This is a genomic window from Bacteroides sp. AM44-19 (genome assembly GCF_003603395.1).
Lineage (GTDB): Bacteria > Bacteroidota > Bacteroidia > Bacteroidales > Bacteroidaceae > Bacteroides > Bacteroides uniformis.
Map to the genome: position 1 here is coordinate 198,988 of NZ_QTNB01000003.1, position 26,390 is coordinate 225,377.

The window sequence follows — 26,390 nt, forward strand, 5'->3', positions numbered from 1 at the left end:
GCAAAGGTAATCCTTTTTCTGATTACTTGTGCAATTGAGTTAATTTATCGTAAGTGAATCCCTGAAAGTCATCCAATACATAATGACACAACGGAGCTATGTCTTCACGGGAATTGGTGGTTGCCAGCCCTATAACGGTAGCTCCTGAAGCCATGCCGGCTTTCAGCCCGTTAAAAGAATCCTCGAATACATATGTGGTGTCGGGAGTTGTGCCGAAAACCTCCATACCCAACAGAAAACAATCCGGTGCAGGCTTGGAAGCCGTAAACATCTCGGCCGTAAGAATACGGTCGAAAAGAGTCTTTATTTCGGGATGAACCCGATAGACAGCTGCCATCTTCGCTTCGTTGGAGCTGGTCACTACGGCAGTCTTCACCCCATTCCGGTGTAGGTCGGCAATGAAGTCAAGCACTCCGGGAATAAAGTCGAATGACATTTCCTGTTCAAAGCGGTTCAGCCGTTCGGTAATTTCGGCCTGTTCCTTCGCCATGCCCGGAAAAAAGGTATCATAAATATAGACCAGCGTCTGGCCCTTCACCCTGCCTTCAATATCATCCATACCCAAATACTGCTTTCCCATTTCATGCCAGAAGTGACTGTACTGTGTTTCCGTGTCTACCACCACGCCGTCAAAATCAAAAAGTACGGCGGTTGCTTTTGTTGTGTCCATAAACTTTCTTTTACCTAAATCTGTTAATACCAAAACATTATAGCGTACAAAGGTGGGAATAATCTGCGAATCAAACAAATATTTTATACCTTTGTGCTCCTTAATTGACTCATATCAAATGAACAACGCGCATATATTAGGAACCGAACGTATTGGCAAACTGCTTGTGCAGTACTCCATTCCGGCCATTATAGGCATGACGATTACTTCGTTGTACAACATCATCGACAGCATTTTCATCGGTCATGGCGTAGGTCCTATGGGCATTGCCGGACTCGCCATTACTTTCCCTCTGATGAATCTGGTCGTGGCTTTCTGTACGATGGTATCGGCAGGTGGCTCCACCATTTCGTCCATCCGGTTGGGACAGAAAGACCTGGACGGAGCAACGGAAGTATTGGGAAACACACTGATGTTCTGCCTGGTCAACGCATTCATATTCGGCAGTGTTTCATTCATCTTTCTGGATGACATCCTGCGCTTCTTCGGTGCCAGCAATGATACGTTGCCATATGCCCGCGACTTTATGCAGGTGATATTACTGGGTACCCCCGTCACTTATACCATGATTGGCCTAAACAATATCATGCGTGCCACGGGATATCCCAAGAAAGCGATGCTCACGTCTATGGTAACGGTAGTCTGCAACATAATCCTCGCTCCCATTTTCATCTTCCAATTTGACTGGGGAATACGGGGAGCTGCAACGGCAACGGTCATCTCGCAGTTCATCGGCATGGTGTGGGTAGTGAGCCATTTCCTGCAAAAGACAAGTGTGGTACGTCTGCAACGGGGGTTCTGGAAGATGAAGAAACGTATCATCAGTAGTATATTATCCATCGGTATGTCACCGTTTCTGATGAACGTCACGGCATGTGTCATTGTGATTATCGTAAACAACAGCCTCCAACAGTACGGAGGCGATATGGCCATCGGGGCATATGGCATTATCAACCGACTGCTGGTACTCTATGTAATGATTGTATTGGGGCTGACGATGGGAATGCAACCGATTGTAGGCTATAACTTCGGTGCGCAAAAGCACGACCGTGTGAAGGCTACCCTGCGCCTGACCATCATTGCCGGAGTATGTATCACCAGTACCGGCTTCCTTATCTGCGAATTGTTCCCCCATGCCATATCTGCCATCTTTACCAGTGATGAAGAGTTGATAGATATTGCTTCCAGAGGCGTACGCATTGCCGTAGCCATATTCCCGCTGGTAGGTGCACAGATTGTCATCGGCAATTTCTTCCAAAGCATCGGGAAGGCGAAAATCAGTATCTTCTTGTCGCTGACACGCCAATTACTGTATCTGTTGCCGGGACTACTGATATTCCCGCATTACTTTGGGCTGGACGGCATCTGGATATGTATGCCGGTATCGGACTTCTTTGCTTTTGTAACGGCAGCGGTGGCACTGTGGATATATGTAAAAAGATTACCCACAGGAATTACCGAAAAAGCGAGGTGAAAGTGATTTATTCTACTGCAAATATTGCATTTTATGTTATAACAAACAAATTGTTCGAAAATATATCATTCATTCAGCCCAAACACATCATCTATTCGCCCCAAACAGATGGTCTGTCTACCCCAAACGCATGATGTATGTTGCGGCAACTTTATTCGCTCTTGATGCTCTTTACCGGATTTTCATTGGCAATGCACCATGCCTTCAATACCACGGTAGCAACGATAAACAACAGCAACAGACAACCTACAAGAATATATCCGCCTATAGGGAATGGCACAACATCAGAGAACTGGCTCGCCCAAAGCTTTCCGGCCCGGCATGCTCCCCCAATACCTATGGCGACAGACGGAATGGCCAGCCAAAGCACATCTCTTGACAATAACAGCAAAATACTTTCCGTCTCCGCTCCATTCACTTTACGAATGGCAATCTCTTTTGAACGCAGGCGGATTTCATCATTCACATAGCCTATCAGTCCCATCAGAATGATAAAGAGTATGGTCAATGAAACCAGCAGGGTGACATCACGAAATACCCGTACAGACTCGGCATAACTGCGCATTTCCTGCTCCACCGAACGGAATACGAGGCTTTTCTGAGGATAAATCCGATGCATCTCTTCATTGAGGCGGGCGAGATTTTCATCCAATGGCTCTTTGAGGCGAACATGCAGGGTGGCAGCTGTCTTCCCCGTCCATTCCACCATCACCGGCAAATTATCGTTGGGCATATCGGCAAAACTGAAACTGTCTAACAGCCCGACAACAGTGCCATAATCATTCACCCGCTTGCCTATGGGGCTGTCTGTCCAATTCATCTTCTCACAAAAGACACTGTTGACAAGCAACTGACCTTCTCCCGTCAAGTTATGCCCCTCTTTCAGTCTCAGACCAATGAAAGGAAGAAAATCACTGTCGAACCAGGTATTACGAGGATAGAAAAGCTCGTTACCCTGATTGTCAAGAATTGGCTGGTTAGAACCGAACCACAATATAGGGCGTTCTGCCGAAGCAACCCCTTCCACATAAGGCAAACTGCCGACAAGACTACGCAGGCTATTGCCATCCACTTCCCGCTGGGTGGTATATGCCACACGTTCAGGACGCCAACCACGGTCACGCGTCGTTACATAACTGTACTGTGAAACGACCATCAGCATCATCCCCAGAATGAATGCCGCTCCGATGAACTGAACAAAAAGCAGTACCCGTTTCCAGCCACGACGCCCGGAAGTGTAGCGGCGGAACACTTGTGTCACCGGAATACGAGCGAAAAGCATGGCAGGCAGGCAACCACCTAAAATAAACAGTAACAGTATCACCGACAATGGTGCCCAAAGATTCTGCCAGTCAAAAAGAGCACTGAGAGGTACAGCTGCCAATTCTTCCATTTTTTCGTGGAAAATATACACCAGCAGTCCAATGAGCAGCAAGGCAAGCCCTACTACTATAGCAGTCTCTACCATGAACATGGAAAAGATGCTACTTCCCGAAGCACCGCTGCATTTGTGTACACCGATGGCCTTGGCACGCTGTGTCAGCGAAGCCACGGAAACGAGTACATAATTCAATGCGGTCGTAAAAAGCAGCACGATACCCAGGAAGAACATAATCCAAATCATCTTCCGTACTTGAGGAGTCTCGATATGCAGATTATAGATAGGGACAATACGTACGCTCAATTCTAAACCACTTTCCGGTGGAATATGACGGGCAATAGCTATGGACATACGCTCATTCAGCCAATCAGCATCCTGCGGGCTGCGCAGCCTGAGATAACCGTCGTAGTTTCCGCCGCTTTGCCAACCTAGGTTCCACTTCAGATGCCGCCCTATAGTAGGAAAGGAAATGATTGCCTCTGGACGCCTCTCCAAAGAAGTGTTCAACGGAATATCGGCAAAGATACCCTTCACGAGCAGTGTAGTCTGATATCCCCAAAAATCATAACGCAGTGTTTTCCCTATCGGATTTTCGTCACCGAAGGCCTCCTTTGCTGACTTGGCAGAAAGGAATACGACATCCGGACCCGCCAAATCCTGTGGATTGCCTTCTATCATCTCCAAACCGAGTACAGAAAAATAAAGTGTATCTGCCATCACCGTGGACATATCTAATTGGCGCTCACCCAACTGGAAACTATTATCAAAAAGAGAACAGCTCACTGTGCTACTTTCCACTTGTTCCGGAAACTCTTCGGCAATGGCAGCCGGAATCGGAATGATGGTAAAGCGACTTTCGTTACCTTCCAACACTCCATTTTTTAACCAACCCGTCTTCACAATATAAAGGTTATCCGAATCATGATAAAAGTTATCAAAACTCAACTCGAATGCAATCCGTGCAAATAGAAATACAGACATCAGCAGTCCCAATGCCAAAGATATAATCTTAATGGCATTGGAACCTTGCTTGTGCAACAAGCTTTGTAATGTATAATAAATGTGCCGCCTCATAATTTCCTGAAGTTATTCTTTATTCACTCTTGATACTGTCTACCGGATTCTCATTGGCAATCCGCCATGCCTTGAATACTACACAACCGATGATGAGCAATAGTACAATGCATGCAATAAGCAAGAATCCGCAGATACCAAAATCCACTCCCTCCACAAACTGCTCTATCCAGACACCGCCTATATACCAGGCTCCCAGCCCTCCAAGAAAAACGGCCGGCAAGGATATCCAGAATATATCCTTCGAGAAAAGCCGGAGAATGGATGACGCTTCCGCACCATTCACTTTACGGATGGCAATTTCCTTGCTGCGGCGTTGTATCTCGTCATTGATGTAGCCAATCAACCCCATTAACGTAACAAAAAGGATGGTTATGGCAGCCAGTAAAGCTGCATTACGGAAATCCGTGACGGTACTGTTCTGGTCGTCAATGACCTTTTGGAACGAGGAAAATACAATGTCACGGGTAGGAAACAGCTTTTCCATATCTTCGTTCAAACGCTTGAGGTTATCGTCAAAAGGCTCTTTCAGACGTAATTGGATGTTTCCGGAAAATCGGTCAAGATAAGTTGCATACATAGGTTGCACCGCCACATAAGCGGCATTGGATGTGGCAAAGTCTTTCAGTACACCTACAATATTGCCCGCTATGCGATCGCCGTTGCGCACTTGCCTGCCTATCGGTTTATCTTCCCAATGCATCATTTTCAAAAATGTTTCATTGACCAATATCTGCCCAGGGGCATCCATATTCTTGCCTTCCGCAAATTCCAACTTCATAAACGGGGCATAGTCCTTGCCAAATTCCACCCAACGCATGCTCATCCACTGCCCGTTATCAGTCGTAACCCCTTCTCCACTCAATCCGTCTGTAAGAAGATTACCGCTACAAGCTCCATCTTCCACATAAGGCAAAGAAAGCATCACACTACGATTGGCATCGCTTTCCGCATCCGAGTCAAAGGATATGCCCGAAGCATAAGCCACCCGGTGGTAATCGAATCCACGTTCTTTATTGGTGATGTAATGGCTCTGCATAAGCACCAGCCCCAACAAACCGAAAATAAAGGAGGTACCGGCAAACTGCACAAACAAGAGCGGACGTTTCCAGCCTTTCTTGCCTTCGGTGTACCGGCGGAAAACCTGCGTCACCGGAATGCGGGCAAAAAGCTGCCCGGGCAACATGCCGCCTATCATAAACAAAATGACTATCACTGAAAGCGGTGCCCAAATGTTTTCCCAAGAGAAAAGACCGGCAAGACTAACGTCGAGCATGTCCTCCAACGGCTCACGGAAATTAAATAGAAGCAGCGCTACAAGCAGCAAGGAAGAAAGCATGATGACTCCGGTCTCCCATAAGAACATACCGAAAATAGTTCCCGTATTTGCCCCACTACATTTATGTACGCCTATAGCTTTGGCACGACGGTTCATGGCTGAGATGGAAATAAGCACATAATTCATCGCCACAATAAAAAGTATGGCGGTTCCCAGCGTCAACAGAATCCATACCATACGCATGGTACTGATACCAAATTCCATACGGTAGTCCTTTATCGGAACCAGACTGATAAACACATCATCGCTCTTGCGCACCTGCTCGGCAAGTTTCTCTATTCGGGTGTTCACATCGTCCAATTGCACCCCCGGGCGCAGACGGACAAAGGACATATAGCTGTCTCCACCTCCCCACCCCCAGTATCCCCAATGATGCTTGAAGGAGGTAGCCAGAGACATCACGACACCACTTCCATAGAAACTGGAGTTTTCGGGAAAATCTTCAAAAATGCCCTTCACGGTCATTGGCATCTGTTTGTTATAGACCACCGTCTGCCCGATGGGATTCTTATCGGCAAACATGCTGCCGGCCAGCTCCCTGCTGATGAAGACCACCTCCGGATTATTCAGCTCGCGAGGGTCTCCACTGACAACATCAATGCCCATAGTGGCAAAGAAACAAGAATCGGCCGTCATGGCATTGGTCTGGAAACGGCGTTCATTGGCAAACCAAGCCGAATTGCTCCACCATTGCTGGGTGACGGTAACACTCTCCACCTCGTCAGGCAGGTTTTCGGCAATGGTACCAGCCACCGGTCCAAGAGTTATATGCGAAGGATGATACTCGTTGTTGTAATACCATACTGTTTTGACAAGACACAAACGTTCATGGTCCTTGTAGCAGGTATCATAATTGAGCTCGAATGCCTGACGGGAAAAAATGAGGATACTGACTGCCAACCCCAGTCCCAGGGAAACAATCTTGATGAGGTTGGAGCCTTTTCCTCGTATCAATGTCTGGAGAGTGTAATATAGTTGTCTCATGGAAGTTGTTTTAAAAGTCCGTTACAAATCCTGCGCTGCCACACTTGCCACCACACTACCGTCGAAAAGATGTATCGTGCGGTGTGCAAACGAGGCGTCGTGCTGGCTGTGGGTCACCATAATAATCGTAGTACCCTCTTTATTCAGTTCTGTCAACAGATTCATCACCTCAGCTCCGTTCTTGGAGTCCAAGTTACCGGTAGGCTCATCGGCGAGTATCAGCTTGGGATTGGTTACGACCGCACGGGCTATCGCCACACGCTGCTGCTGACCGCCGGAAAGCTGTTGCGGGAAGTGTTTGGCACGGTGGCTGATGTTCATCCGCTTCAGAATATCCTCTACCATGCGTTTGCGCTCACTTGCCTTCACGCCGAGGTACGTAAGGGGAAGTTCCACATTCTCGTAGACGTTCAGTTCGTCTATCAGGTTGAAGCTCTGGAACACGAATCCCAGCTTGCCCTTGCGCACACGGGTACGTTCCTTTTCCTTCAAGTCCGCTACTTCCTGACCGAGCAGCTTGTAACTGCCCTCCGTAGGATTGTCCAGCAGCCCGAGGATGTTCAGCAAGGTGGACTTGCCGCAACCTGACGGTCCCATAATGGCTACAAACTCCCCCTCCTTTACATCGAGGCTGACGTGGTTCAATGCTACTGTCTCTACTTCCGAAGTACGGAATACTTTGCTGATGTTGTTAATTTCAATCATGATATTCTATGTATTAATATTATTATCATTCGCTCTTAATGCTGTTTACCGGGTTCTCGTTCGCTATCCGCCAGGACTTCCAAAGTACGCAGGCTACGATAATCACCAAATTGGCCATCACTACCAGTACGTATACTGCCCAACTGACGGGAATACGCTCCGCGAACTGTTCCATCCACATTCCGTTGACATACCATGCCAATACCGTACCGATGACAACTGCCGGAGCTGCCACAACGAGTATATCCCTTGACAACATTTCCAAGATGCCAGAAGCCTCTGCGCCGTTCACTTTGCGGATGGCAATCTCCTTGCTGCGGCGGCGCACCTCATCGGTGGTATACCCAATCAGCCCCATCAGCATGATGAAGAACATGGTCACTGCCGCCATCAAAGTGGCATTGCGGAATACACGGACAGAATTATAACTATTCTCTATTCTTTTCTCATAGCCGGTAAAGTCAATAGTCTGGTCATGGAAAGCCTCGGCTACATCGTGGTTCAGCTTCTGCAGATTTTCGGTAAAGGGTTCTTTCAAACGGACATGTACCGTTCCATAAAAATTCTTGTTTCCCCGGGCTATGAAAGGCATCTTCTCGGTTCTGAAACTCTCTATCTGGAAATCCTTCAACTGCCCTACGACCTTGAATGTATTCCCTTCGGTATATACCGTACGGCCTACGACGTCGTCTCCCCAACGCATCATCTCGGCAAAGGTCTCGTTCACCACGACTTCCTCTTTATCGCGCGCCATACGTCCCGTCTTCATAGTCATGCCCATCAAGGCAGGAAAGTCCTCGCGCATGAAATAAGAAGAGCGGCAAGAGAACAGTGCCTGCCCGCTCTCACTATGAATCATCGAACCGCTATATCCGCTAATGGGTGTGCTGTTGGCACTGGACACCGCTTCCACGTAGGGCAATCCTTTGAAAAACTGATAAGCCGCGTCACGCGTCGCTTCATTATCCCAGTAGGCATTGCCTATGGCTATCTGCTTGGGATTATACCCCATATCCTTTTTCAGTACATACTGATATTGCGACATCACCACACACATCAATCCACTGATGAATGCCACGCCTGCAAACTGGACAAACAGCAACGGACGCTTCCAGCCCTTCTTCCCCTCGGTATAGCGGCGGAACACCTGCGATACGGGAATACGCGCAAAGAGCCGACCCGGCAACACGCCTCCCACTATAAACAGCAGAAGCACTACCGACAACGGTACCCAGATACGCTCCGGAGCCAACAAGGTGGAGAGCTTTACAACGACCGTGTCTTCCACAAAATCGCGGAAGTTGAGCATTATCAACGCCATCAGCAGCAATGCCGCCACAATGATGATACCCGTTTCCAGCAAAAACATGCTGAAAACCGTGCCACCGCTCGCACCGCTGCATTTATGTACGCCTACCGACTTGGCGCGGTAGCTCAAAGAGGAAATGGAAATCAGCACATAGTTCAACGCCGCAATGAAAAGAATGGCAAAACCAAGAATGCTCATGATGACACGCATCCGCTGCACATCATCATAATTGCGGTATGTATCACGGATGGGCTGCACAAAAGCCGTGTAACCGTACTCTTTCTTATCTTCTGCCGGGCGATATTTGTCTATCATGGCATCAATACGCGCATTGACAACAGATTTGTCGGCACCGGGACGGAAACGGATAAACTCTACCCAACTGTCTCCCCCGCTCCACGAGTAGTTATTCCAGTTGCGGCTCCACAAGGTAGGCATCGAGATAACCGCTTCCGGATTGATTGTGGCGTTCTCAGGCAAATTGGCATAGATTCCCTTCACCGTCAGGTCAAACTGATGGTCATAATTAAGCGTTTTCCCTATAGGATTCTCCTCACCGAACACTTTCCTTGCAAAGCGTTCACTCAAGAAAATAATATCCTTCTGCACCAAGTCCTTTTCGGGATTCCCGTTCAGGACGTCGATACCCATGGTACGGAAGAACAGCGAATCGGCTGCAATCTTCCTGTCGTCAAGACGCACGCTTCCATTGTAAAGGGGAGCAGATACCATAGACGTGCTCAAACTTACCGCCGACTCCACCTCTTTGGGGAAGTTCTCCAAAATAGCCCCTGCCACGGGACCGCAATTCCACTCCTGAGGCTCAAACTTCTCTCCTTTCACCGAGAATATCGACCATACTTGATACAAGTTATCATAATCCTTGAAGCAAGTGTCAAAACTCTGTTCATATGCCACGCGGGAGAAAAGCAGAATACTCATCGTCAATCCCAATCCCAAAGAAATGACCTTGATGATATTCGAACCGCGTCCCCGCAGTAAAGTCTGAATTACATAATAGATTTGTTTCATTCCGTTTATCGTTTATTAGATTTATTTTCTTGCTTTTCATATTGCAGAAAGCGTGCCAAAGAATGCACAAACCTGATTATCAGCGCATATCGTATTTCAGAAGAAGACAAAGGTGTCTAATTTTTAGACACTCCCGTCTAAAAATTAGACAGAGGCCGAATCTCTGTTCAGCCTCATAGAACAAAAAAAAGGGAAATTAGAAAAGAATCCATAAGAATGAAAACTTTACCTTTGCCCACAGTTTTCTAAAGATAGAGTATAAACGTAAAATGAAGCACCTGCACATGAAATTCCCCAAACTCTTATATCCTTCATTCCTATGCCTGCTTATAGCCGGCTGCGACATGATAGATTATCACCCTTACGATGTACACATCAGCGGTGAAACCGATGTCAATGCCCACAACATTGCCCAAATAGAGCAGAACTGCCAGAACAAGACAACAATCCGGTTCGTAACAATGGGTGATTCCCAGCGCTGGTATGACGAGACCGACGACTTTGTAAGCCACCTCAACAAGCGGGACGACATAGATTTCGTCATTCATGGCGGAGACGTCAGTGACTTCGGTGTAACAGACGAGTTCCTTTGGCAACGGGACATTATGAACAAGCTAAAGATACCCTATGTGGTACTTCTCGGCAACCACGACTGCCTGGGCACGGGCGAAGAGACTTATCGTGCAATATTCGGAGACCCCAATTTCTCCTTCATTGCAGGACGGGTAAAGTTTGTCTGCCTGAATACCAACGCCATCGAATTCGACTACTCCCGCCCCATTCCCGACTTCGAGTTTCTTGCCGCACAGATACGCGACCGTGAAGAGGAATTCGATAAAACCGTTGTGTCCATGCATATACGCCCGTTCTGCAACGAGTTCAACAATAATGTGGCACACGTATTCCAGCGCTACATCAAGGAATTTCCCGGACTGCAGTTCTGTACATCCGCACACGAACACCATCGTTTCGAGAAAGACCTCTTTGAAGATGGGATAATGTATTACATGAGCGACTGCATGAAGAACCGCAATTACTATATATTCACCATAACCCCCGACGGATATGAACGCGAAGTGGCATATTATTAATCACCTGGCATGCGCCGTCGTCTTCTTGTCGGTATGCTCTTTTTCTGCTTTTTCACAAGAGAGAGATACCATCTTCATCATAGAACACGATACTGTATGGATGGACCCGCAACCGGATGCCGTCATTGAAAGCCGAACCAGGGAGAACCGTTATGACCGCCGCGTACACCGCTACCGCAGGCATTGGGAGGCCTTGATTCCGACGCACACCAAAATTCAGTTTGCCGGCAATATGGGGTTGCTGTCATTCGGTACCGGATGGGATTACGGCAGAAGAAACCAATGGGAAACAGACGTATTCTTCGGAGTATTGCCCAAATATGACTCCAAACGTACCAAGCTGACATTCACTGTCAAGCAGAACTACCTTCCCTGGAGCCTGCAAATAAAACAGAGCCGTTTTTCTGTAGAACCGCTGGCTTGCGGCATGTATCTGAACACGGTATTCGGCGATGAGTTCTGGGTCAATGAGCCGGAACGCTACCCTAAAGGATATTATGGTTTCTCCTCCAAGGTACGCATCCATGTATTCTTAGGACAGCGCATCACTTACGACATCGACCCACAACGACGGTTCACGGCCAAAGAAATCACTTTCTTCTATGAAATAAGTACATGTGACCTATATGTAGTCAGCGCCTTCACCAACAAGTATCTGAAACCCAAGGATTATCTGAGCTTGTCATTTGGCATCAAACTGCAACTGCTATAAATTTTTTCAGTACCGCCATGAGCTCTTACTGAAGTTGCTACAAACTAATTTCTGTTTTACTTAAATCTATTCGTCCCACAATCGTTATATTATCGTCCGACAGCTGTTGAATTATCGTCCGACAGTTATCGGACGATAATTCAACAGCTGTCGGACGATTAATTCTTAGTAAGCAAAAATATAGAATAAAGCATATAATACAGATAAATCATTAACTTTGCCTGCAGAAAACAGAAATAGTTTATGGCAAAAAAAAACGGAAACATCCTGATTGTCGATGATAACCGAGGCGTACTTACCGCCTTGCAGCTTTTGTTGAAGCCATATTTTGAAGGGATAATCACACTTCCCTCTCCCGTAACCCTGCCCAGCGTATTGCGGGAAAGGTCATGGCAAGTGGTTCTTCTTGACATGAACTTCACCTCGGGCATCAATACCGGCAACGAGGGACTATACTGGCTCCATGAAATAAAGAAGCAATGTCCCACCCTGCCCGTAGTGCTGTTCACCGCTTATGCCGACATTGACCTTGCCGTACGGGGAATCAAGGAAGGAGCCACAGACTTCGTCGTGAAACCCTGGAACAACCAGAAACTGGTGGAAACCTTGCTGAATGCCGTATCAGCTTCTGAAACAAAATCTCCGGCCAACGGCCCAAATGCCGGACGTACGGCAGAAAGTAGCCACCTGTTTGCAGATACCCGCAACATGTATTGGGGAAACAGCCCCGCCATGCAGCAGCTCCGCCTTTTGGTGGAAAAAGTGGCCTCTACCGATGCCAATATCCTTATTACGGGCGAGAACGGTACCGGTAAAGAGATGCTGGCACGCGAAATTCACTCCCTTTCACCGCGCAACCGGCAGGAGATGGTAAGTGTGGATATGGGTGCAGTCACCGAAAGCCTTTTCGAGAGCGAACTGTTCGGCCACATGAAAGGCTCTTTCACCGATGCCCATGCCGACCGTGCCGGCAAGTTCGAAGCAGCCAGCCGCAGCACCCTCTTTCTCGATGAAATAGGCAATCTCCCCTACCATCTGCAAGCCAAACTGCTGACCGCCATCCAACGCCGCAGCATTGTCCGTGTAGGCAGCAACACTCCCATTCCCGTAGACATACGGCTGATTTGCGCTACAAACCGCAATCTGCCCGAGATGGTGGCAAAAGGCGAATTCCGCGAGGACTTGCTGTACCGCATCAACACGATACATCTCGAGATACCCTCGTTGCGCGAGCGGCCCGAAGACATCATCCCCCTTGCAGAACTTTTCATCGCCCGCTTCTGCAAGCAATATGACAAGCCCCCTGTCAAGCTGACGGACGGCGCCTGCGAGAAACTTACGCTCCACCCCTGGTACGGCAATATCCGCGAACTGGAACATGCCATCGAAAAAGCCATTATCATCTGTGACAACGAAACCCTTCCCGCAGAACTGTTCCAGCTGGCACGGCGAACCGGCACTCCCGAAGCAGCCGCATCCACGCTCGAAGAAATGGAAATGCAGATGATACGGAAGACGCTCGACAAATGTAGCGGAAATCTCTCTGCCGTCGCCGCACAGCTGGGTATCACCCGCCAGACGTTGTACAACAAAATGAAGAAGTATGGCCTTTAATTATTCATTCCGTGTTGCCGTCAGTCTGGCAGTAGCGCTCCTTGCAGGGGTGATGTGGACTGTGGACGTATTTTGGGGCGCGCTCTGTACCGCGCTGCTTCCCATAGCCTTGTACTGGCAGCAGAAGTTATACCGCCATCATGTGCGGAAAGTGCTTTTCATGCTCGACGCCATCGAAAACAACGACAATGCCATCCACTTCTCCGAAACGGAAAACACTGCCGACGCACGCCTCGTAAACCGTGCATTGAACCGGGTTGCCCATATACTTTATAATGTGAAAAGTGAAACAGCCCAGCAAGAAAAATACTACGAACTCATCCTGGACTGCGTGAATACCGGTATCCTTGTCCTGAACGACAATGGTGCCGTATATCAGAAAAACAGCGAAGCCCTCCGTTTGCTGGGCCTCAATGTCTTTACCCACGTCAGCCAGCTGAACCGCGTGGATCCGCGTCTTTCGTCCCTTCTTGCCAATTGCCGCCCGGGAGACAAATTGCAAATGCCTTTCAACAACGAGCGAGGCACTGTCAACATGTCTGTCCGCGTCAGCGACATCACAGTCCGTAAAGAACATCTGCGCATCCTCGCCTTGAACGACATCAACAACGAGCTGGATGAAAAGGAAATAGATTCCTGGATTAGGCTTACCCGCGTACTGACGCACGAAATAATGAACGCCGTCACTCCCATAACCTCCCTAAGCGATACACTGCTGGGACTGACCGAAGCGCAAGTTTCCAAAGAAGAAATCAGAAACGGCCTGCAGACTATCAGCAGCACGGGCAAGGGCCTGCTCTCTTTTGTGGAATCATACCGGAAATTCACCCGTATTCCCACCCCCGAACCATCCTTGTTCTATGTAAAAAGTTTTATCGAGCGGATGGTCGAACTCGCCCGTCACCAGCACCCCGATGTCCGGGTCACCTTTCATACGGACATCGCGCCAAGCGACCTTATTCTATATGCCGATGAGAACCTGGTATCACAAGTAGTCATCAACTTACTGAAAAATGCCATACAAGCCATCGAATCGGATAAAGATACAGATAAAGAAGGACATATCAACATACGTGCCTACTGCAACGAAGCGGAAGCCATACTGATAGAAATTTCCAACAACGGACCTGCCATTCCCAATGACATTGCCGAACACATATTTATCCCCTTCTTTACGACCAAAGAGGGCGGAAGCGGTATTGGATTGAGTATTTCCCGGCAAATAATGAGGCTTTCCGGCGGAAATTTATCCTTATTGCCTGGTAAAGAAACCACCTTTATTTTAAAATTCAATTGAACTATTTTAGATTTGTATTTGTTAAACACATTGCATATCTTTGTACTATTAGACATAAGAAACATCACATTTCAAACTATATAGCATAGAATTTATGATATTTACAGCAGGAAACATACTACTTATAGGTTCCATATTACTTTTCGTCAGCATCATTGTCGGCAAGACCGGCTACCGTTTCGGAGTGCCTGCATTATTGCTTTTTCTTGTCGTCGGCATGCTGTTCGGCAGTGACGGATTGGGATTGCAGTTCCACAACGCCAAGGAAGCACAGTTCATCGGCATGGTTGCACTCAGCATCATTCTGTTCTCCGGTGGCATGGACACCAAGTTTACGGAGATAAAGCCCATATTGACTCCCGGCATTGTTTTGTCAACCGCAGGAGTGCTGCTCACGGCCCTTTTTACCGGATTATTTATCTGGTGGCTGTCCGGCATGAGCTGGACCAACATCCACCTGCCGTTAATAACCTCCCTTTTGCTTGCATCCACCATGTCATCTACCGACTCAGCCTCTGTATTCGCCATTCTGCGTTCACAAAAAATGAACCTGAAGCATAATCTGCGCCCCATGCTGGAACTGGAAAGCGGTAGTAACGACCCGATGGCATATATGCTGACAATCGTGCTGATTCAATTCATCCAGTCCTCCGGAATGGGAGTTCCCCAGATATTGGGCTCTTTTGCCATACAGTTCATTGTCGGTGCCGCAACCGGTTATTTCCTCGGAAAGCTGGCTATCCTTATGCTGAACCGGCTGAATATAGACAACCAGGCACTCTATCCTATCCTGTTGCTGTCTTTTGTATTCTTCACCTTCTCCATCACCGACCTGCTGAAAGGCAACGGTTACCTGGCCGTGTATATCGCCGGAATGATGGTAGGCAATAACAAAATCATGCACCGGAAAGAGATTTATACTTTTATGGACGGACTGACCTGGCTTTTCCAAATCATCATGTTCCTCTGCCTCGGTCTGCTTGTCAACCCCCATGAGATGCTGGAAGTTGCAGTCGTGGCATTGCTCATCGGCGTATTCATGATTGTCGTGGGACGTCCTCTCAGTGTTTTTCTCTGCCTGCTGCCTTTTGGCAAGAGAATCACCCTCAAGTCACGGCTATTCGTATCGTGGGTAGGATTACGTGGCGCAGTACCCATTATTTTTGCCACTTATCCCGTGGTGGCTAATGTGCCCGGCGCCCATGTCATTTTCAACATAGTATTCTTTATAACCATCGTCTCACTGGTCATCCAGGGTACCACAGTCTCCTGGGTAGCCCGGCTGCTTGGCCTCTCCACCCCGCTGGAAAAGACCGGAAATGATTTCGGAGTTGAACTGCCCGAAGAGATTGACTCCAACCTGCACGACATGACCATTACACAAGAAATGCTGGAGCAGGCAGACACCCTGAAAGACATGAACCTGCCCAAAGGCACACTGGTGATGATTGTAAAACGTGGCGATGAGTACCTCATTCCGAACGGAACATTAAAACTTCATGCCGGTGACAAGCTGCTTCTTATTTCGGAAAATAGCAAGGAATAAGAATTACAGATAAGTTTCTATCCGTTTCAGGGCAAGAAAAAAGTGGAAACTATTTGCTTTGCATCACTATAAGACCTATCTTTGCGCAGTTTTAACTAAAGTGTGCAACAGCTGAATGGAACAAGAACAAGGGTTCATCGATTATATAGAACAAAGCATTATTAAAAACTGGGATCGCAACGCCCTGACAGACTACAAAGGAATTACACTGCAATACAAAGATGTAGCACGGAAAATAGCCAAATTCCATATCGTATTGGAAAGCGCCGGCATTAGGCCCGGTGACAAGATTGCCGTTTGCGGACGTAACAGTGCACATTGGGCAGTCGCTTTTCTGGCGACGGTTACCTATGGAGCTGTCATTGTTCCCATTCTGCATGAGTTCAAGGCCGACAATATCCACAACATCGTCAACCATTCCGAAGCCAAGCTGCTGTTTGTCGGCGACCGGGCATGGGAAAACCTCAATGAAGAGGCAATGCCCCTGCTGATGGGTATCGTACTGCTGACGGACTTCACTCCGGTAGTTTGCCGCAACGAGCAGCTGATGGAGGCTTTCGAACATCGCAACGTCCTCTATGGCACACGTTTCCCCAAGAATTTCCGCCCCGAGCATATCAGCTACCGCAAGGAGGAATCACCCGAAGAACTGGCTGTCATCAACTATACTTCGGGCACCACGGGATATTCCAAAGGGGTCATGCTCCCCTATCGCAGCCTTTGGTCCAATGTTGCATATTGCCATGAGATGCTTCCTGTACGTCCGGGCGACCATATTGTATCCATGCTGCCTCTGGGACATGTCTTTGGTATGGTGTACGATTTTCTATACGGTTTTTCCGCAGGCGCCCATCTGTATTTCCTTACCCGTATGCCGTCTCCCAAGATTATTGCACAGTCATTCTCCGAAATCAGGCCACGGGTCATTTCGTGTGTACCGCTTATCGTAGAAAAGATTATCAAGAAGGATATCCTGCCCCGGATAGACAATAAAATAGGCAAGCTGCTATTGCGGATGCCCATTGTCAACGATAAAATCAAGGCTGACATGCGCAAAAAGGCAATGGAAGTATTCGGCAGTAATTTCGATGAAATAATCATCGGAGGAGCACCGTTCAATGCCGAAGTGGAACGCTTCCTGAAGCAGATAGGCTTCCCCTATACCATTGCATACGGAATGACGGAATGCGGCCCCATCATTTGTTCCAGCCGCTGGGAAACATTGAAACTGGCCTCTTGTGGCAAGGCAACCACCCGCATGGAAGTAAAGATAGACTCTCCCGACCCTCAGAACGTGGCAGGAGAAATAATCTGTAAAGGTGCCAATCTGATGCTGGGCTATTACAAAAATGCCGAAGCGACTTCCCAAATCATCGATGTAAACGGCTGGCTGCACACCGGCGACCTTGCAACGATGGATACCGAAGGATATGTCACTGTCCGCGGACGCAGCAAAAACATGTTGCTCACAGCCAGTGGTCAGAACATCTACCCCGAGGAGATTGAAAGCAAACTGAACAACATGCCCTATGTGTCCGAATCACTGATCGTATTGCAGAAAGACAAGCTCGTGGCTCTTATCTATCCGGATTTTGACGATGCATTCGCCCACGGTATGGAACAATCGGACATCGAAAAGGTTATGGAGGACAATCGGAATGAATTGAATCTGCAATTACCGGCCTACTGCCAGATAACAAAAGTCAAGATACACTTCGAGGAGTTCGAGAAAACGGCAAAGAAGAGCATTAAAAGATTTATGTATCAGGAAGTAAAAGGGTAAGGGGAATATGTCAAAACCTTCTTTAACGCTTTATTTTAGGTGCGGATAACGCAGATTTTACGGATTCAGTTTATTGAATCCGCGTTATTCCGCGTAATCCGCGCCTAATATTATAACATTATAAAAGTCTTCATGTGCTTTTGACACATTCGCATCCTTTTTGTTAACAAAAATAGAAGCAAAGGAATAAACGGCTAACAAGTGTTATAAAACACACTTTTTTAGTTGGATAATTTGCAAATTTATCAGAAGTCCGTATCTTTGCAATGTGTTTTTCATAGTATTAGATTTAAGGTTAACAAAGGTTGGAGTACAGCGGTACTCCTTTTTTTATGCCCGTAAATCAGATATTCCCGGAAAGCCTCTTCAGTCCCTTCAATACAGATTTATCTTTCACCTCCATGATGCTGATGGCATAGCCGCCACCGGAGGCAGCTTTCAGTTTCAAGACCGTTTTGGGAGAAACGATACCTTTACGGATAACATAAGCTTGCGGATTTGTTTTATAATCGGCATCTTTTGCATCGGCATAGACGGTTGCAATATACTGCTTGTCTGCATCCAGGAAGTCCAGTTTCAGAGTTGAAGCATGTCCGTGCTCACTGCTGGTGCAACCGATAAACCAGTCATTCGTACCTTTTGCCTTACGGGCAACAGTGATGTAACGTCCCGGCTCAGCTTCCAGATAGCGGCTGTCGTCCCAATCCACAGCCACATCCTTGATGAACTGGAAAGCGTCCATGAAACGCTCATAATTCTCAGGAAGGTCGGCAGCCATTTGTAGAGGGCTGTACATAGTGACATAAAGTGCCAGCTGACGCGTCAAGGTAGTATTGGCATGCGTATGGCTGTTCGGATTCAACTTATTGATGTCCATTTCAAAGATACCGGGCGTATAGTCCATCGGACCACCCTGCAAACGGGTAAACGGAAGTACCGTTGTGTGGAAGGGCTTGTTACCAGCAAAAGCCTCGTACTCCGTGCCTCGGGCAGATTCATTGCCTATCAGATTGGGATAGGTACGGCATAAACCAGTCGGACGTACCGCTTCATGGGCATTGACCATTATCTTGTGTTTGGCAGCTTCGGTCACGGCGTATAGGTAATGGTTGTTCATCCATTGTCCATAGTGATGCTCGCCACGGGGAATCATATTGCCTACGTAGCCACTCTTTACCGAATTATATCCATATTTATTCATCAGACGGTAGGCAGCTTCCATGTGCCGCTCATAGTTACGGACGGAAGCCGATGTTTCATGGTGCATCATCAGACGGACACCCTTGGAATGAGCATATTCATTCAGATACTTGATGTCAAAATCGGGATAAGGAGTCACGAAATCGAAAACATAATCCTTGGAATTACCGAACCAGTCTTCCCAACCCGTATTCCAACCCTCCACCAATACCTGGTCAAAACCGTGTTCGGCAGCAAAGTCTATGTACTTCTTCACATTAGCCGTGTTGGCCGGATGAATGCCGTTCGGTTTCACCTTGGAATAGTCCGTATCATCCAGTTTCACAGAAGGGAGGTCAAAAGTATATGCCCAGGGCTTTCCCCCTGCAATCATTTCCCACCATACGCCGACATATTTCACCGGCTTAATCCAGGAGGTATCATCATACTTACAAGGCTCATTCAGATTGAGAATCAAATTGGAGGCCAGTATCTCGCGGGCATCATCACTGACTATGACCGTACGCCAGGGAGTATGGCAGGGAGACTGCATATACCCTTTATTTCCTTGAGCATCCGGAGTCAGCCAGGATTCAAAAACGAGGTTCTTGTCATCCAGGTTGAGATGCATGCAAGAGTAGTCCACCAAGGCTGCCTCGTGCAGGTTAAGGTACACTCCATCAGCTGTTTTAAGCTGTATGGAAGTCTGGACACCCGTCGGCGAAAAGACAGTTTGTGACGCATTGTCACTCACAGCTCCCTGCAGCAGTCCACGGATTTCAGAGAGTTTGGACTCCGTGTAATCATATTCCTGGGTATCATAATCTCCCGGAATCCACCAGGCAGTATGGTCGCCGGTCATGGCAAACCGGGAATGCTCTTCCTTTATCACAAAATAAACCAGATTCTTCTGTTGCGGAAACTCATAACGGAATCCCACGCCGTCATCATATACCCGAAAACGGATATTCATAAAACGAGTGGTAGACGGTTGTTCAAGTTCTACCAGCAATTCGTTGTAGTGGTTGCGGATATCTTTTGTTTCCCCCCACACCGGTTGCCAGGTTTCATCGAAAGTGGAAGTAGAAGTCCTTACTACTTTGAAACCATCCATCAGGCTGGTAGCTCCTTTCAGTTCCAATCCCAACGTACTGGGATTGATGACAGGAACCCCTTTATAATCCACCTGATAGGCTGGTCTCCCGTCTTTTGTCAGTTCAAAATCCAGCTTCACCATGCCCGAAGGGGATGAAATGCCTTCAGCATTCCCCGCCAGGGCAGAAAAAAGCAAAGCCGCGCTAAGTACAAATTTCTTCATAATAATGATATGTTTTTTGTGTTAATAGATAAACTCAATGATATGTTCCTTTCCATCATCCGGCAACCTCAGCAGGCAAGTCCCCAGCTTCTTGTCAGGACACCAGGCAGTTATCGTAAACTCTGTCTCCCGATTTTCTTCCAGCTTTCCGACATTCGTTTTCTTGATTTTCTGACCGTCCAGCAAAGCTGTTTTCGGCATCTGTTCCGTATAGATGCAGAACATCAGGTTTCGTTGACCGGGTAAGCTATATTTCTCACCGGTTCGTGTACCTACTTTCAGCGTATAGCCTGTGTCGGTAGTCTGGCAAGTAATAGGAGTGCGCATGAACTCTCCACGCAAATATCCTAAATCAGTTCCTGCATCTTCATAAAGCGAGAAGGTAGTTTCACTGCCCGCTGCAGCAGGAAATATCTCAAACGTAACCGGATAGACCGGTTTCTCATCCGTATAGTTCATGACCGGCATTTGAGGCATGATACTTCCCTGCTTTACAAACATAGGAATAGTATTGAGGGGAGCATCCACCGTCATCCATTGCTCACCGCTATATGCTGTGTGTTTGTTGTTGTAGTCAATCCAAGTTCCTTCAGGAAGATACACATTCTTGTTTCGCGCTCCTTTCTTTACCACCGGAGCAACCAGCAGTTCGCTGCCAAACATGAACTGGGCATCCGTAGAGAACGTTTCCATATCTGCCGGATATTCCAGAAACATCGGTCGCATGAGAGGCAACCCCGTTTCGTGTGCTTCGCGGGCATACGTATAGATATAAGGCAAAAGACGATACTTCAATTCGATGGCTGCCTTGGCATTCTTCTCGGCCTCTTCGCCGAACAGCCACGGCTCCACAGCCACGTTGCCCTCATGATGAATGCGGCTCAGGGGATTGAAAGCGCCCATCTGTATCCACCGCGTATAAAGTTCAGCCATCGCAGGATAATTCTCTATATCTCCGCAATAACCGGTAATGTCACAAGTAGTAAAAGGAATAATTCCCAAACCGGCAGACAACAGTACCGGAATCTGATTGGCCATCTGTCCCCAGCCCTGCGTCACGTCATCACCGTTTCCACAGTCACCGGTCCAGCCGAAAGTATAGCGTTGCAAGCCCGCAAAAGCGGCACGTGTCATCTGAAATACGCGACGGTTAGGATTCCGTTTTTCAAACTGCTCCTTCACCACCTTATCCCACGTAAGACCATAAACATTGTGAATCTCATCATGCATGCCCAAATGGTGTTTCATCACCAGGCGTTCCGTCTGCTCCTCATTGCTCCAGGCAGGTTCACCCATATCAGTCCAGAAACCGGCAATGCCATCATCAATGGGCTTCTGCTGATAAGCTCCCCACCAGTCTGCCACAGCAGGAAGGGTGAAGTCCACTACTCCACAATTACCACCCCAGGGCCAGGGCATGTCATAACTCCTGCCGTTGGTGGAGTCCTTTACCAGATACCCTAACCTATCGGCTTCCTCCCATTGCCGCTTATTGGCTTGTGAAATGACCGGATCTTGCGAAACCACCACCTTGAAGCCCATATCCTTGAGGTCTGCAAGCATCTTTTTCGGATTCTCGTAGTTCCCTTTCCGCCACTCAAAATCCTGCAAATACTGTGTCCAGCCTATGTCCTGGTAAATAACATCACAAGGAATTCCACGCTTACGATAGCCTTCAGCTATTTCATAAGACAATTTCTCGCTCGTCAGCAGTCCCCGGCATTGTGCAAAGCCCAATGCCCATTTAGGAGGCATTATGGGTTTTCCCGTTAGGTCGACATATTGTTTCATGATTTCCTTATAATCCTTCCCGAAGATGAAATAATAAATCATCTCTCCCCCAGGAGCCTCGAAACTGTAGTAATCGCGGCTTTCCGTACCAAACTTAAATTCGGTTTTATACGTATTGTCCAGGAAAATACCATAACGATAACTGCTCATAAAGAACGGAATACTCTTGTAGAGCGGGTCCTCAACGGCACTATAACAAGGCTTGTCACTGTTCCACATCTTGTAGGCTTCGCCGCGACGGTCCAGCTTGCCGGTCTTTTCTCCCAAGCCGAAGAAGTGTTCGTCACGACGGAGGGTCTTGTATTCCAATTTGCGCTGCCCGTTACTGATATGCCCCTTATCGGCATAATCACTGAACAGCAGTTTCTGATACTTGTCGAATATCTGTAAGTTAAACGGAGACTTGTTTACCCGGATACGGAGTTTAGGGGTAAAAATCTCGTAGCAGGCATTCTGTTCGTCCACATGGACGGTACCGACATCCTCCAGGTCCTCATTGACGACGGCAAAGGAAGGATTATTCCGCTGGAAACTACCGTCGGGAGAAAACCATATACGTACCGTAGACTGGCTACACAGACGTAATTGTATGGCAGAACTGTCATTTAAATAGAAGGTCACACTCCGGTCGTCACTGGTATAGGAAGTGCAGTCTCCGGTGCGGTTCTGTGCATTCGCATATACTGAAAATGCACAGACGGCAAAAAATAAAAATATATATTTCTTCATTACTATAATCTGTTTGTTCCTTTATTGGATACTCTTATTCCATCACAAGCATGCTCCAGTACTTCAGCAAGGGCAAGATAAAGGTAACCGTGCCGTCCTTCTGTTCGAATGACAGTTCCTGCGAAGCACCGGCATGGAAATCGGGCGATGCAACCCATATCTTGTTCACTTTACCGGAAACATTCATCTTCAACGGCACGTCGGACACCAGACGCGGTTCGGGCATTGTTCCGTTCAAATCCCTCCAGCTTAAGTTATCCGCATTGAGGAAGTTGAGCAGATGAATGACTTGCCTGCCATTTACATTCTTGGCATATACAGTGATGGCAGACTTCTGCGGCGGCCATGCATTCAGAGAAAGATTCCGCGCAGCATCCGTACAGTTCAGAGAAACGGAAATCTCCGCCTCCGTATCTTTATCACGAAGCAGGTTCTGATAAGCCGTCATAAAGTCATAATAACGAATCATGGCTGTTTTCAGTACATCGTTCATCTGCAAAGCCGTGCTTGGAAAGTACTCGCGGCATAGCATGTGGTCACCCAATTCCAAATGAGAGCCTCCCAAAGCAAATATCACAGCATCCGTCAGCAGCACACCCGGTGTATTGAACTCACCGGTACTGCTACCTGCCTTGTCATAGTTCATATATGCGGCAAACACCGTTTTCAAGGCATGGTTGCCATACTGGTCGTTCGCTTTGATAATGGTGTGCAGATCCTTGAAGCCTGCCTCATCGCCCCATACTTCATTATAAAGGAAATCCACTTTACCCGTACCAGCTATCTGGGAAGCTCCATAGCTGGAGACGGCATTCATCACCAAACGCTTGTCCGGATGCTTCTGTTTCATGGCTTCGATGAACGAGGCATATCCCTTAGGCAGATTTACCTTATTGCCATCATAGTCATAGCGGTCACCCCGGTTTCCCAGTTGGTCTATCTGATAACCGTCAAAGTCCAGATTGGCATAAACATCATCGTTTCTCTGGGCAATATATGCCTGCCATTCCGTATTGGCGGGATTGAGCAGGAAGATATTACTTTTCCAACTGGAGGGCAAGTCATGCGAATCCTTATCCATGCGTCCCGTGTTCTTGAATATGTACCATTCTTCCTTTACCCCGTCGGAAACGGCATCGTCCAAAGCTCCGAAACATAGATTGTAGAACATGGACTTCATGCCCAGGCTGTGTTGTGTAGAGATATACTTCTTCACTACCTCGGTATAGACCTCCCGGTTAGCAATGTCCTTATAGACCTCGTCCAGATGCTCACGCGTACCGCCCAACGGCCAATGATGCTTGTTGTGCCAATCCTGAAACTGTACCCCGTTAATGTGGCAACGGTTCAGGAAAGCCATCTCCTTCTCTATCACTCCATCCATCTTTTTCGAAGCATCAAAAGTGGCAACGAAACCATAACGTGGAAAACGTGTCCAGTCACTGGATACATCTACGGCAATAGTACCAAGAATAACCTCTGTTCCATTCTCTTTTGTACGGTATACATCCACCAGATAACCGGTATAATCGGTTGCCGGAGCAGTCCAAGTCCAAGTAGTACCGACAGCAGCCTGCTCCGATACAACCTTGTCCATTGTCCGGTAGCGGATTTTAGCTCCGGCAGGAAGGGCGTCAGCTGTAAAAGAAACACTCTCGCCCGGCCGGTAACATGCCTTGTCGGTAGTGAGGTTGACCGTCAAGTCCGAGGTGACTGGGGTTACTTCCGTAACCCCTCCACTCTCTCCGCCTCCACCGGTACCGCTACCGGTATCATCACTCTCCTTGCTGCATGCAACCAGCAGCAAGGCTACCAGTGTTGTATAAACTATCTTCTTCATCTATTGTAGATACCTATTGTTTCACGATTGAAATTGTCTCTTCCAGCTGATTCAAAGTAATCAGATAGGAACCTGCTGTCGTAATCTTCCACTTCTGGTCGATGCCGCCTACCATCACGTCCAGATATTGCGCTTTGAACGCTTCGTCTGATTTATCAAGGAAAAGCATCGGTTCTGTTTCTCCTGCAGGCTGTTTGTCTGCTACAGCCGGCATGAACCAGGCTCCATTCCAATCTTCCTGCTTATCACAAGTAAATTTCAACTCACCGGCATTCAGCGTACCTTTCCAAGTAAACACATACGGATTATCCGTTGTCTGCATCGGCGTAGCATCACCAATCGTCCAACCGGCCGGAGTAGCATCACCTACCATATAAATCATCTCATACGGAGTAAATTCGCTCATCATCATGCGTTCCTTACCACTACGGATATCCATGCAAATCTTGTAGGCCTTGCCGCATTCCCCGTCTTTCAGCACCCATTTATTGTCCGGGTCGAACCCTTTCACAAACACCACTTCTGTATCGGTATAAGCAGCATCGGCATTCTTGGCCTTATACATGTTCTCCCAACTTCCATCGGAGGTTCCGAACTTGAATTCCCCTCCTTTGCCCACTTCAAAGAACTTGCCGAAGCGGAACAAGTATGGGTCGAGCACATCTTGTTTCATCTTCACGAATCCCCAATCCGTAGCGTTACCCACAAAATAAAGCTGGTCGTAGGCAGGTGCCAACGTCTCTGTCTGGGTCAATGTAAGAACACCGGTAAACAGATTGGCCTCGACGATGTAATTATGGTCTTCTTCGACAACAAAAGGTTCATCCGGCTGGTCATCACTGCTACGAAGAACCAGCAATCCATCTGTTCCTTTGTTGTAAGAGGGCAGGAATGAGCCTAAGGTCGTGATGAACTTAAATTCACCGGCCACAAGCCGGCCCGTCCATGTAAAGATACCATTGTCCTTGCGGGTCATCTCTGTCGCATCATCGGCACTCCAGCCGCCCGGAGTGGCACTACCTATCAGATAAAGGGTGGATGTGAGCGGTTTATAGGCTGTAACACTGAAAGCAGTGGTAGACACCTGTTTTTCGTCCCGTTCCGTTACAGTAGCTGTCAAGCGCGCTTCCAACGAAATGTTCTCCCCGGCAGTTGCCCCAAAATGGTTGCGCAGGATGTCATTCAATTCCTCCACGCTCTTTTTCCATGAGTATTCTTGTACGGCATTCTCCACAGCTACATAAGAATCTGCAAAATCACTGCCGGTCTTGGCCAATTCCAGCGTATAAGAAATTTTATTACCCGTCCCATAATTGGTTCCCGTAGTCCAGGAAAGCTCCAGGGCATCATCGGCATGTGCCTGCTCATTCAAAACAACTTCCGTCTTGCTGGCCGTCAGTACAAGTTCATTCTGTCCTTTATCCAATTCCATGTAATCATCATCTACACAAGCAGATAAGGCTGCACAGCCCAGTAAGGCAAATACAAGGTGTGAAATATATTTCTTCATATTCTTCTGATT

General features: G+C 47.7%; 16 protein-coding genes. 7 read left to right on the top strand and 9 right to left on the bottom strand.

Annotated features, from left to right (window positions below):
• Window positions 1–22 precede the first annotated feature (22 nt).
• Window positions 23–670, bottom strand: coding sequence for an HAD family hydrolase (locus DW947_RS07405; protein WP_005827705.1), 648 nt, complete (start codon window positions 668–670; stop codon window positions 23–25).
• A 118-nt stretch (window positions 671–788) separates the two neighbouring features.
• Here DW947_RS07405 and DW947_RS07410 point away from each other — a divergent pair, with 118 nt between their 5' ends.
• On the top strand, window positions 789–2,144 hold the full coding sequence (locus DW947_RS07410) for an MATE family efflux transporter (protein WP_005827703.1): 1,356 nt from the start codon (window positions 789–791) through the stop codon (window positions 2,142–2,144).
• A 151-nt stretch (window positions 2,145–2,295) separates the two neighbouring features.
• Here the strand turns inward: DW947_RS07410 and DW947_RS07420 are convergent, their stop codons facing one another.
• Genes DW947_RS07420 through DW947_RS07435 form a run of 4 tightly spaced genes read right to left on the bottom strand, consistent with a single transcriptional unit; the run spans window position 2,296 to window position 9,968 of the window.
• Window positions 2,296–4,599 carry an ABC transporter permease gene (locus tag DW947_RS07420; protein WP_117962536.1) on the bottom strand — a complete coding sequence of 768 codons (2,304 nt, stop codon included), beginning with the start codon at window positions 4,597–4,599 and terminating at the stop codon, window positions 2,296–2,298.
• A 19-nt stretch (window positions 4,600–4,618) separates the two neighbouring features.
• Window positions 4,619–6,922: an ABC transporter permease gene (locus DW947_RS07425; protein ID WP_117962538.1), complete on the bottom strand. Its 2,304-nt coding sequence runs from the start codon at window positions 6,920–6,922 to the stop codon at window positions 4,619–4,621.
• A gap of 21 nt (window positions 6,923–6,943) precedes the next feature.
• Window positions 6,944–7,627, bottom strand: coding sequence for an ABC transporter ATP-binding protein (locus DW947_RS07430; RefSeq protein ID WP_008664472.1), 684 nt, complete (start codon window positions 7,625–7,627; stop codon window positions 6,944–6,946).
• Window positions 7,628–7,652: 25 nt separating this feature from the next.
• Window positions 7,653–9,968, bottom strand: coding sequence for an ABC transporter permease (locus tag DW947_RS07435; protein WP_009038362.1), 2,316 nt, complete (start codon window positions 9,966–9,968; stop codon window positions 7,653–7,655).
• Between the two features lie 284 nt (window positions 9,969–10,252).
• Here DW947_RS07435 and DW947_RS07440 point away from each other — a divergent pair, with 284 nt between their 5' ends.
• The 6 genes from DW947_RS07440 (at window position 10,253) to DW947_RS07465 (ending at window position 18,011) form a co-directional block, all read left to right on the top strand.
• Window positions 10,253–11,059: a metallophosphoesterase family protein gene (locus DW947_RS07440; protein ID WP_034525553.1), complete on the top strand. Its 807-nt coding sequence runs from the start codon at window positions 10,253–10,255 to the stop codon at window positions 11,057–11,059.
• On the top strand, window positions 11,034–11,771 hold the full coding sequence (locus tag DW947_RS07445) for a hypothetical protein (RefSeq protein ID WP_044468800.1): 738 nt from the start codon (window positions 11,034–11,036) through the stop codon (window positions 11,769–11,771). Before DW947_RS07440 ends, DW947_RS07445 begins: the two co-directional genes overlap by 26 nt.
• Window positions 11,772–12,014: 243 nt before the next feature.
• Window positions 12,015–13,385 carry a sigma-54-dependent transcriptional regulator gene (locus tag DW947_RS07450; RefSeq protein WP_035448589.1) on the top strand — a complete coding sequence of 457 codons (1,371 nt, stop codon included), beginning with the start codon at window positions 12,015–12,017 and terminating at the stop codon, window positions 13,383–13,385.
• The gene (locus DW947_RS07455) at window positions 13,375–14,682 is read left to right on the top strand and encodes a sensor histidine kinase (protein ID WP_117962540.1); all 1,308 of its coding nucleotides are present in this window, start codon (window positions 13,375–13,377) and stop codon (window positions 14,680–14,682) included. Before DW947_RS07450 ends, DW947_RS07455 begins: the two co-directional genes overlap by 11 nt.
• Window positions 14,683–14,776: 94 nt before the next feature.
• Window positions 14,777–16,228, top strand: a complete 1,452-nt coding sequence (locus DW947_RS07460; RefSeq protein WP_005827676.1) for a potassium/proton antiporter — start codon at window positions 14,777–14,779, stop codon at window positions 16,226–16,228.
• Window positions 16,229–16,343: 115 nt separating this feature from the next.
• A complete protein-coding gene (locus DW947_RS07465) occupies window positions 16,344–18,011 on the top strand; it encodes a long-chain fatty acid--CoA ligase (RefSeq protein ID WP_057256487.1) in 1,668 nt (555 codons plus the stop codon).
• 343 nt (window positions 18,012–18,354) lie between these two features.
• Here the strand turns inward: DW947_RS07465 and DW947_RS07470 are convergent, their stop codons facing one another.
• Genes DW947_RS07470 through DW947_RS07485 form a run of 4 tightly spaced genes read right to left on the bottom strand, consistent with a single transcriptional unit; the run spans window position 18,355 to window position 26,378 of the window.
• Entirely contained in the window at window positions 18,355–20,508 is a 2,154-nt protein-coding gene (locus DW947_RS07470) for a glycoside hydrolase family 97 protein (protein WP_117962542.1), read from the bottom strand.
• A gap of 21 nt (window positions 20,509–20,529) precedes the next feature.
• Window positions 20,530–23,028, bottom strand: a complete 2,499-nt coding sequence (locus tag DW947_RS07475; protein ID WP_117962544.1) for a glycoside hydrolase family 31 protein — start codon at window positions 23,026–23,028, stop codon at window positions 20,530–20,532.
• Window positions 23,029–23,062: 34 nt separating this feature from the next.
• Window positions 23,063–24,868 (bottom strand): glycoside hydrolase family 66 protein, encoded by a 1,806-nt coding sequence (locus DW947_RS07480; RefSeq protein ID WP_117962546.1) that lies wholly within the window; start codon window positions 24,866–24,868, stop codon window positions 23,063–23,065.
• A gap of 13 nt (window positions 24,869–24,881) precedes the next feature.
• Window positions 24,882–26,378 (bottom strand): SusF/SusE family outer membrane protein, encoded by a 1,497-nt coding sequence (locus tag DW947_RS07485; protein WP_016273861.1) that lies wholly within the window; start codon window positions 26,376–26,378, stop codon window positions 24,882–24,884.
• Between the last annotated feature and the right edge of the window lie 12 nt (window positions 26,379–26,390).

What these genes read in the sequence shown, in the direction of transcription:
- DW947_RS07405 (WP_005827705.1), bottom strand. Translation starts at nt 670, where the DNA reads ATGGACACAACAAAAGCAACCGCCGTACTTTTTGATTTTGACGGCGTG.
- DW947_RS07410 (WP_005827703.1), top strand. Translation starts at nt 789, where the DNA reads ATGAACAACGCGCATATATTAGGAACCGAACGTATTGGCAAACTGCTT.
- DW947_RS07420 (WP_117962536.1), bottom strand. Translation starts at nt 4,599, where the DNA reads ATGAGGCGGCACATTTATTATACATTACAAAGCTTGTTGCACAAGCAA.
- DW947_RS07425 (WP_117962538.1), bottom strand. Translation starts at nt 6,922, where the DNA reads ATGAGACAACTATATTACACTCTCCAGACATTGATACGAGGAAAAGGC.
- DW947_RS07430 (WP_008664472.1), bottom strand. Translation starts at nt 7,627, where the DNA reads ATGATTGAAATTAACAACATCAGCAAAGTATTCCGTACTTCGGAAGTA.
- DW947_RS07435 (WP_009038362.1), bottom strand. Translation starts at nt 9,968, where the DNA reads ATGAAACAAATCTATTATGTAATTCAGACTTTACTGCGGGGACGCGGT.
- DW947_RS07440 (WP_034525553.1), top strand. Translation starts at nt 10,253, where the DNA reads ATGAAATTCCCCAAACTCTTATATCCTTCATTCCTATGCCTGCTTATA.
- DW947_RS07445 (WP_044468800.1), top strand. Translation starts at nt 11,034, where the DNA reads ATGAACGCGAAGTGGCATATTATTAATCACCTGGCATGCGCCGTCGTC.
- DW947_RS07450 (WP_035448589.1), top strand. Translation starts at nt 12,015, where the DNA reads ATGGCAAAAAAAAACGGAAACATCCTGATTGTCGATGATAACCGAGGC.
- DW947_RS07455 (WP_117962540.1), top strand. Translation starts at nt 13,375, where the DNA reads ATGGCCTTTAATTATTCATTCCGTGTTGCCGTCAGTCTGGCAGTAGCG.
- DW947_RS07460 (WP_005827676.1), top strand. Translation starts at nt 14,777, where the DNA reads ATGATATTTACAGCAGGAAACATACTACTTATAGGTTCCATATTACTT.
- DW947_RS07465 (WP_057256487.1), top strand. Translation starts at nt 16,344, where the DNA reads ATGGAACAAGAACAAGGGTTCATCGATTATATAGAACAAAGCATTATT.
- DW947_RS07470 (WP_117962542.1), bottom strand. Translation starts at nt 20,508, where the DNA reads ATGAAGAAATTTGTACTTAGCGCGGCTTTGCTTTTTTCTGCCCTGGCG.
- DW947_RS07475 (WP_117962544.1), bottom strand. Translation starts at nt 23,028, where the DNA reads ATGAAGAAATATATATTTTTATTTTTTGCCGTCTGTGCATTTTCAGTA.
- DW947_RS07480 (WP_117962546.1), bottom strand. Translation starts at nt 24,868, where the DNA reads ATGAAGAAGATAGTTTATACAACACTGGTAGCCTTGCTGCTGGTTGCA.
- DW947_RS07485 (WP_016273861.1), bottom strand. Translation starts at nt 26,378, where the DNA reads ATGAAGAAATATATTTCACACCTTGTATTTGCCTTACTGGGCTGTGCA.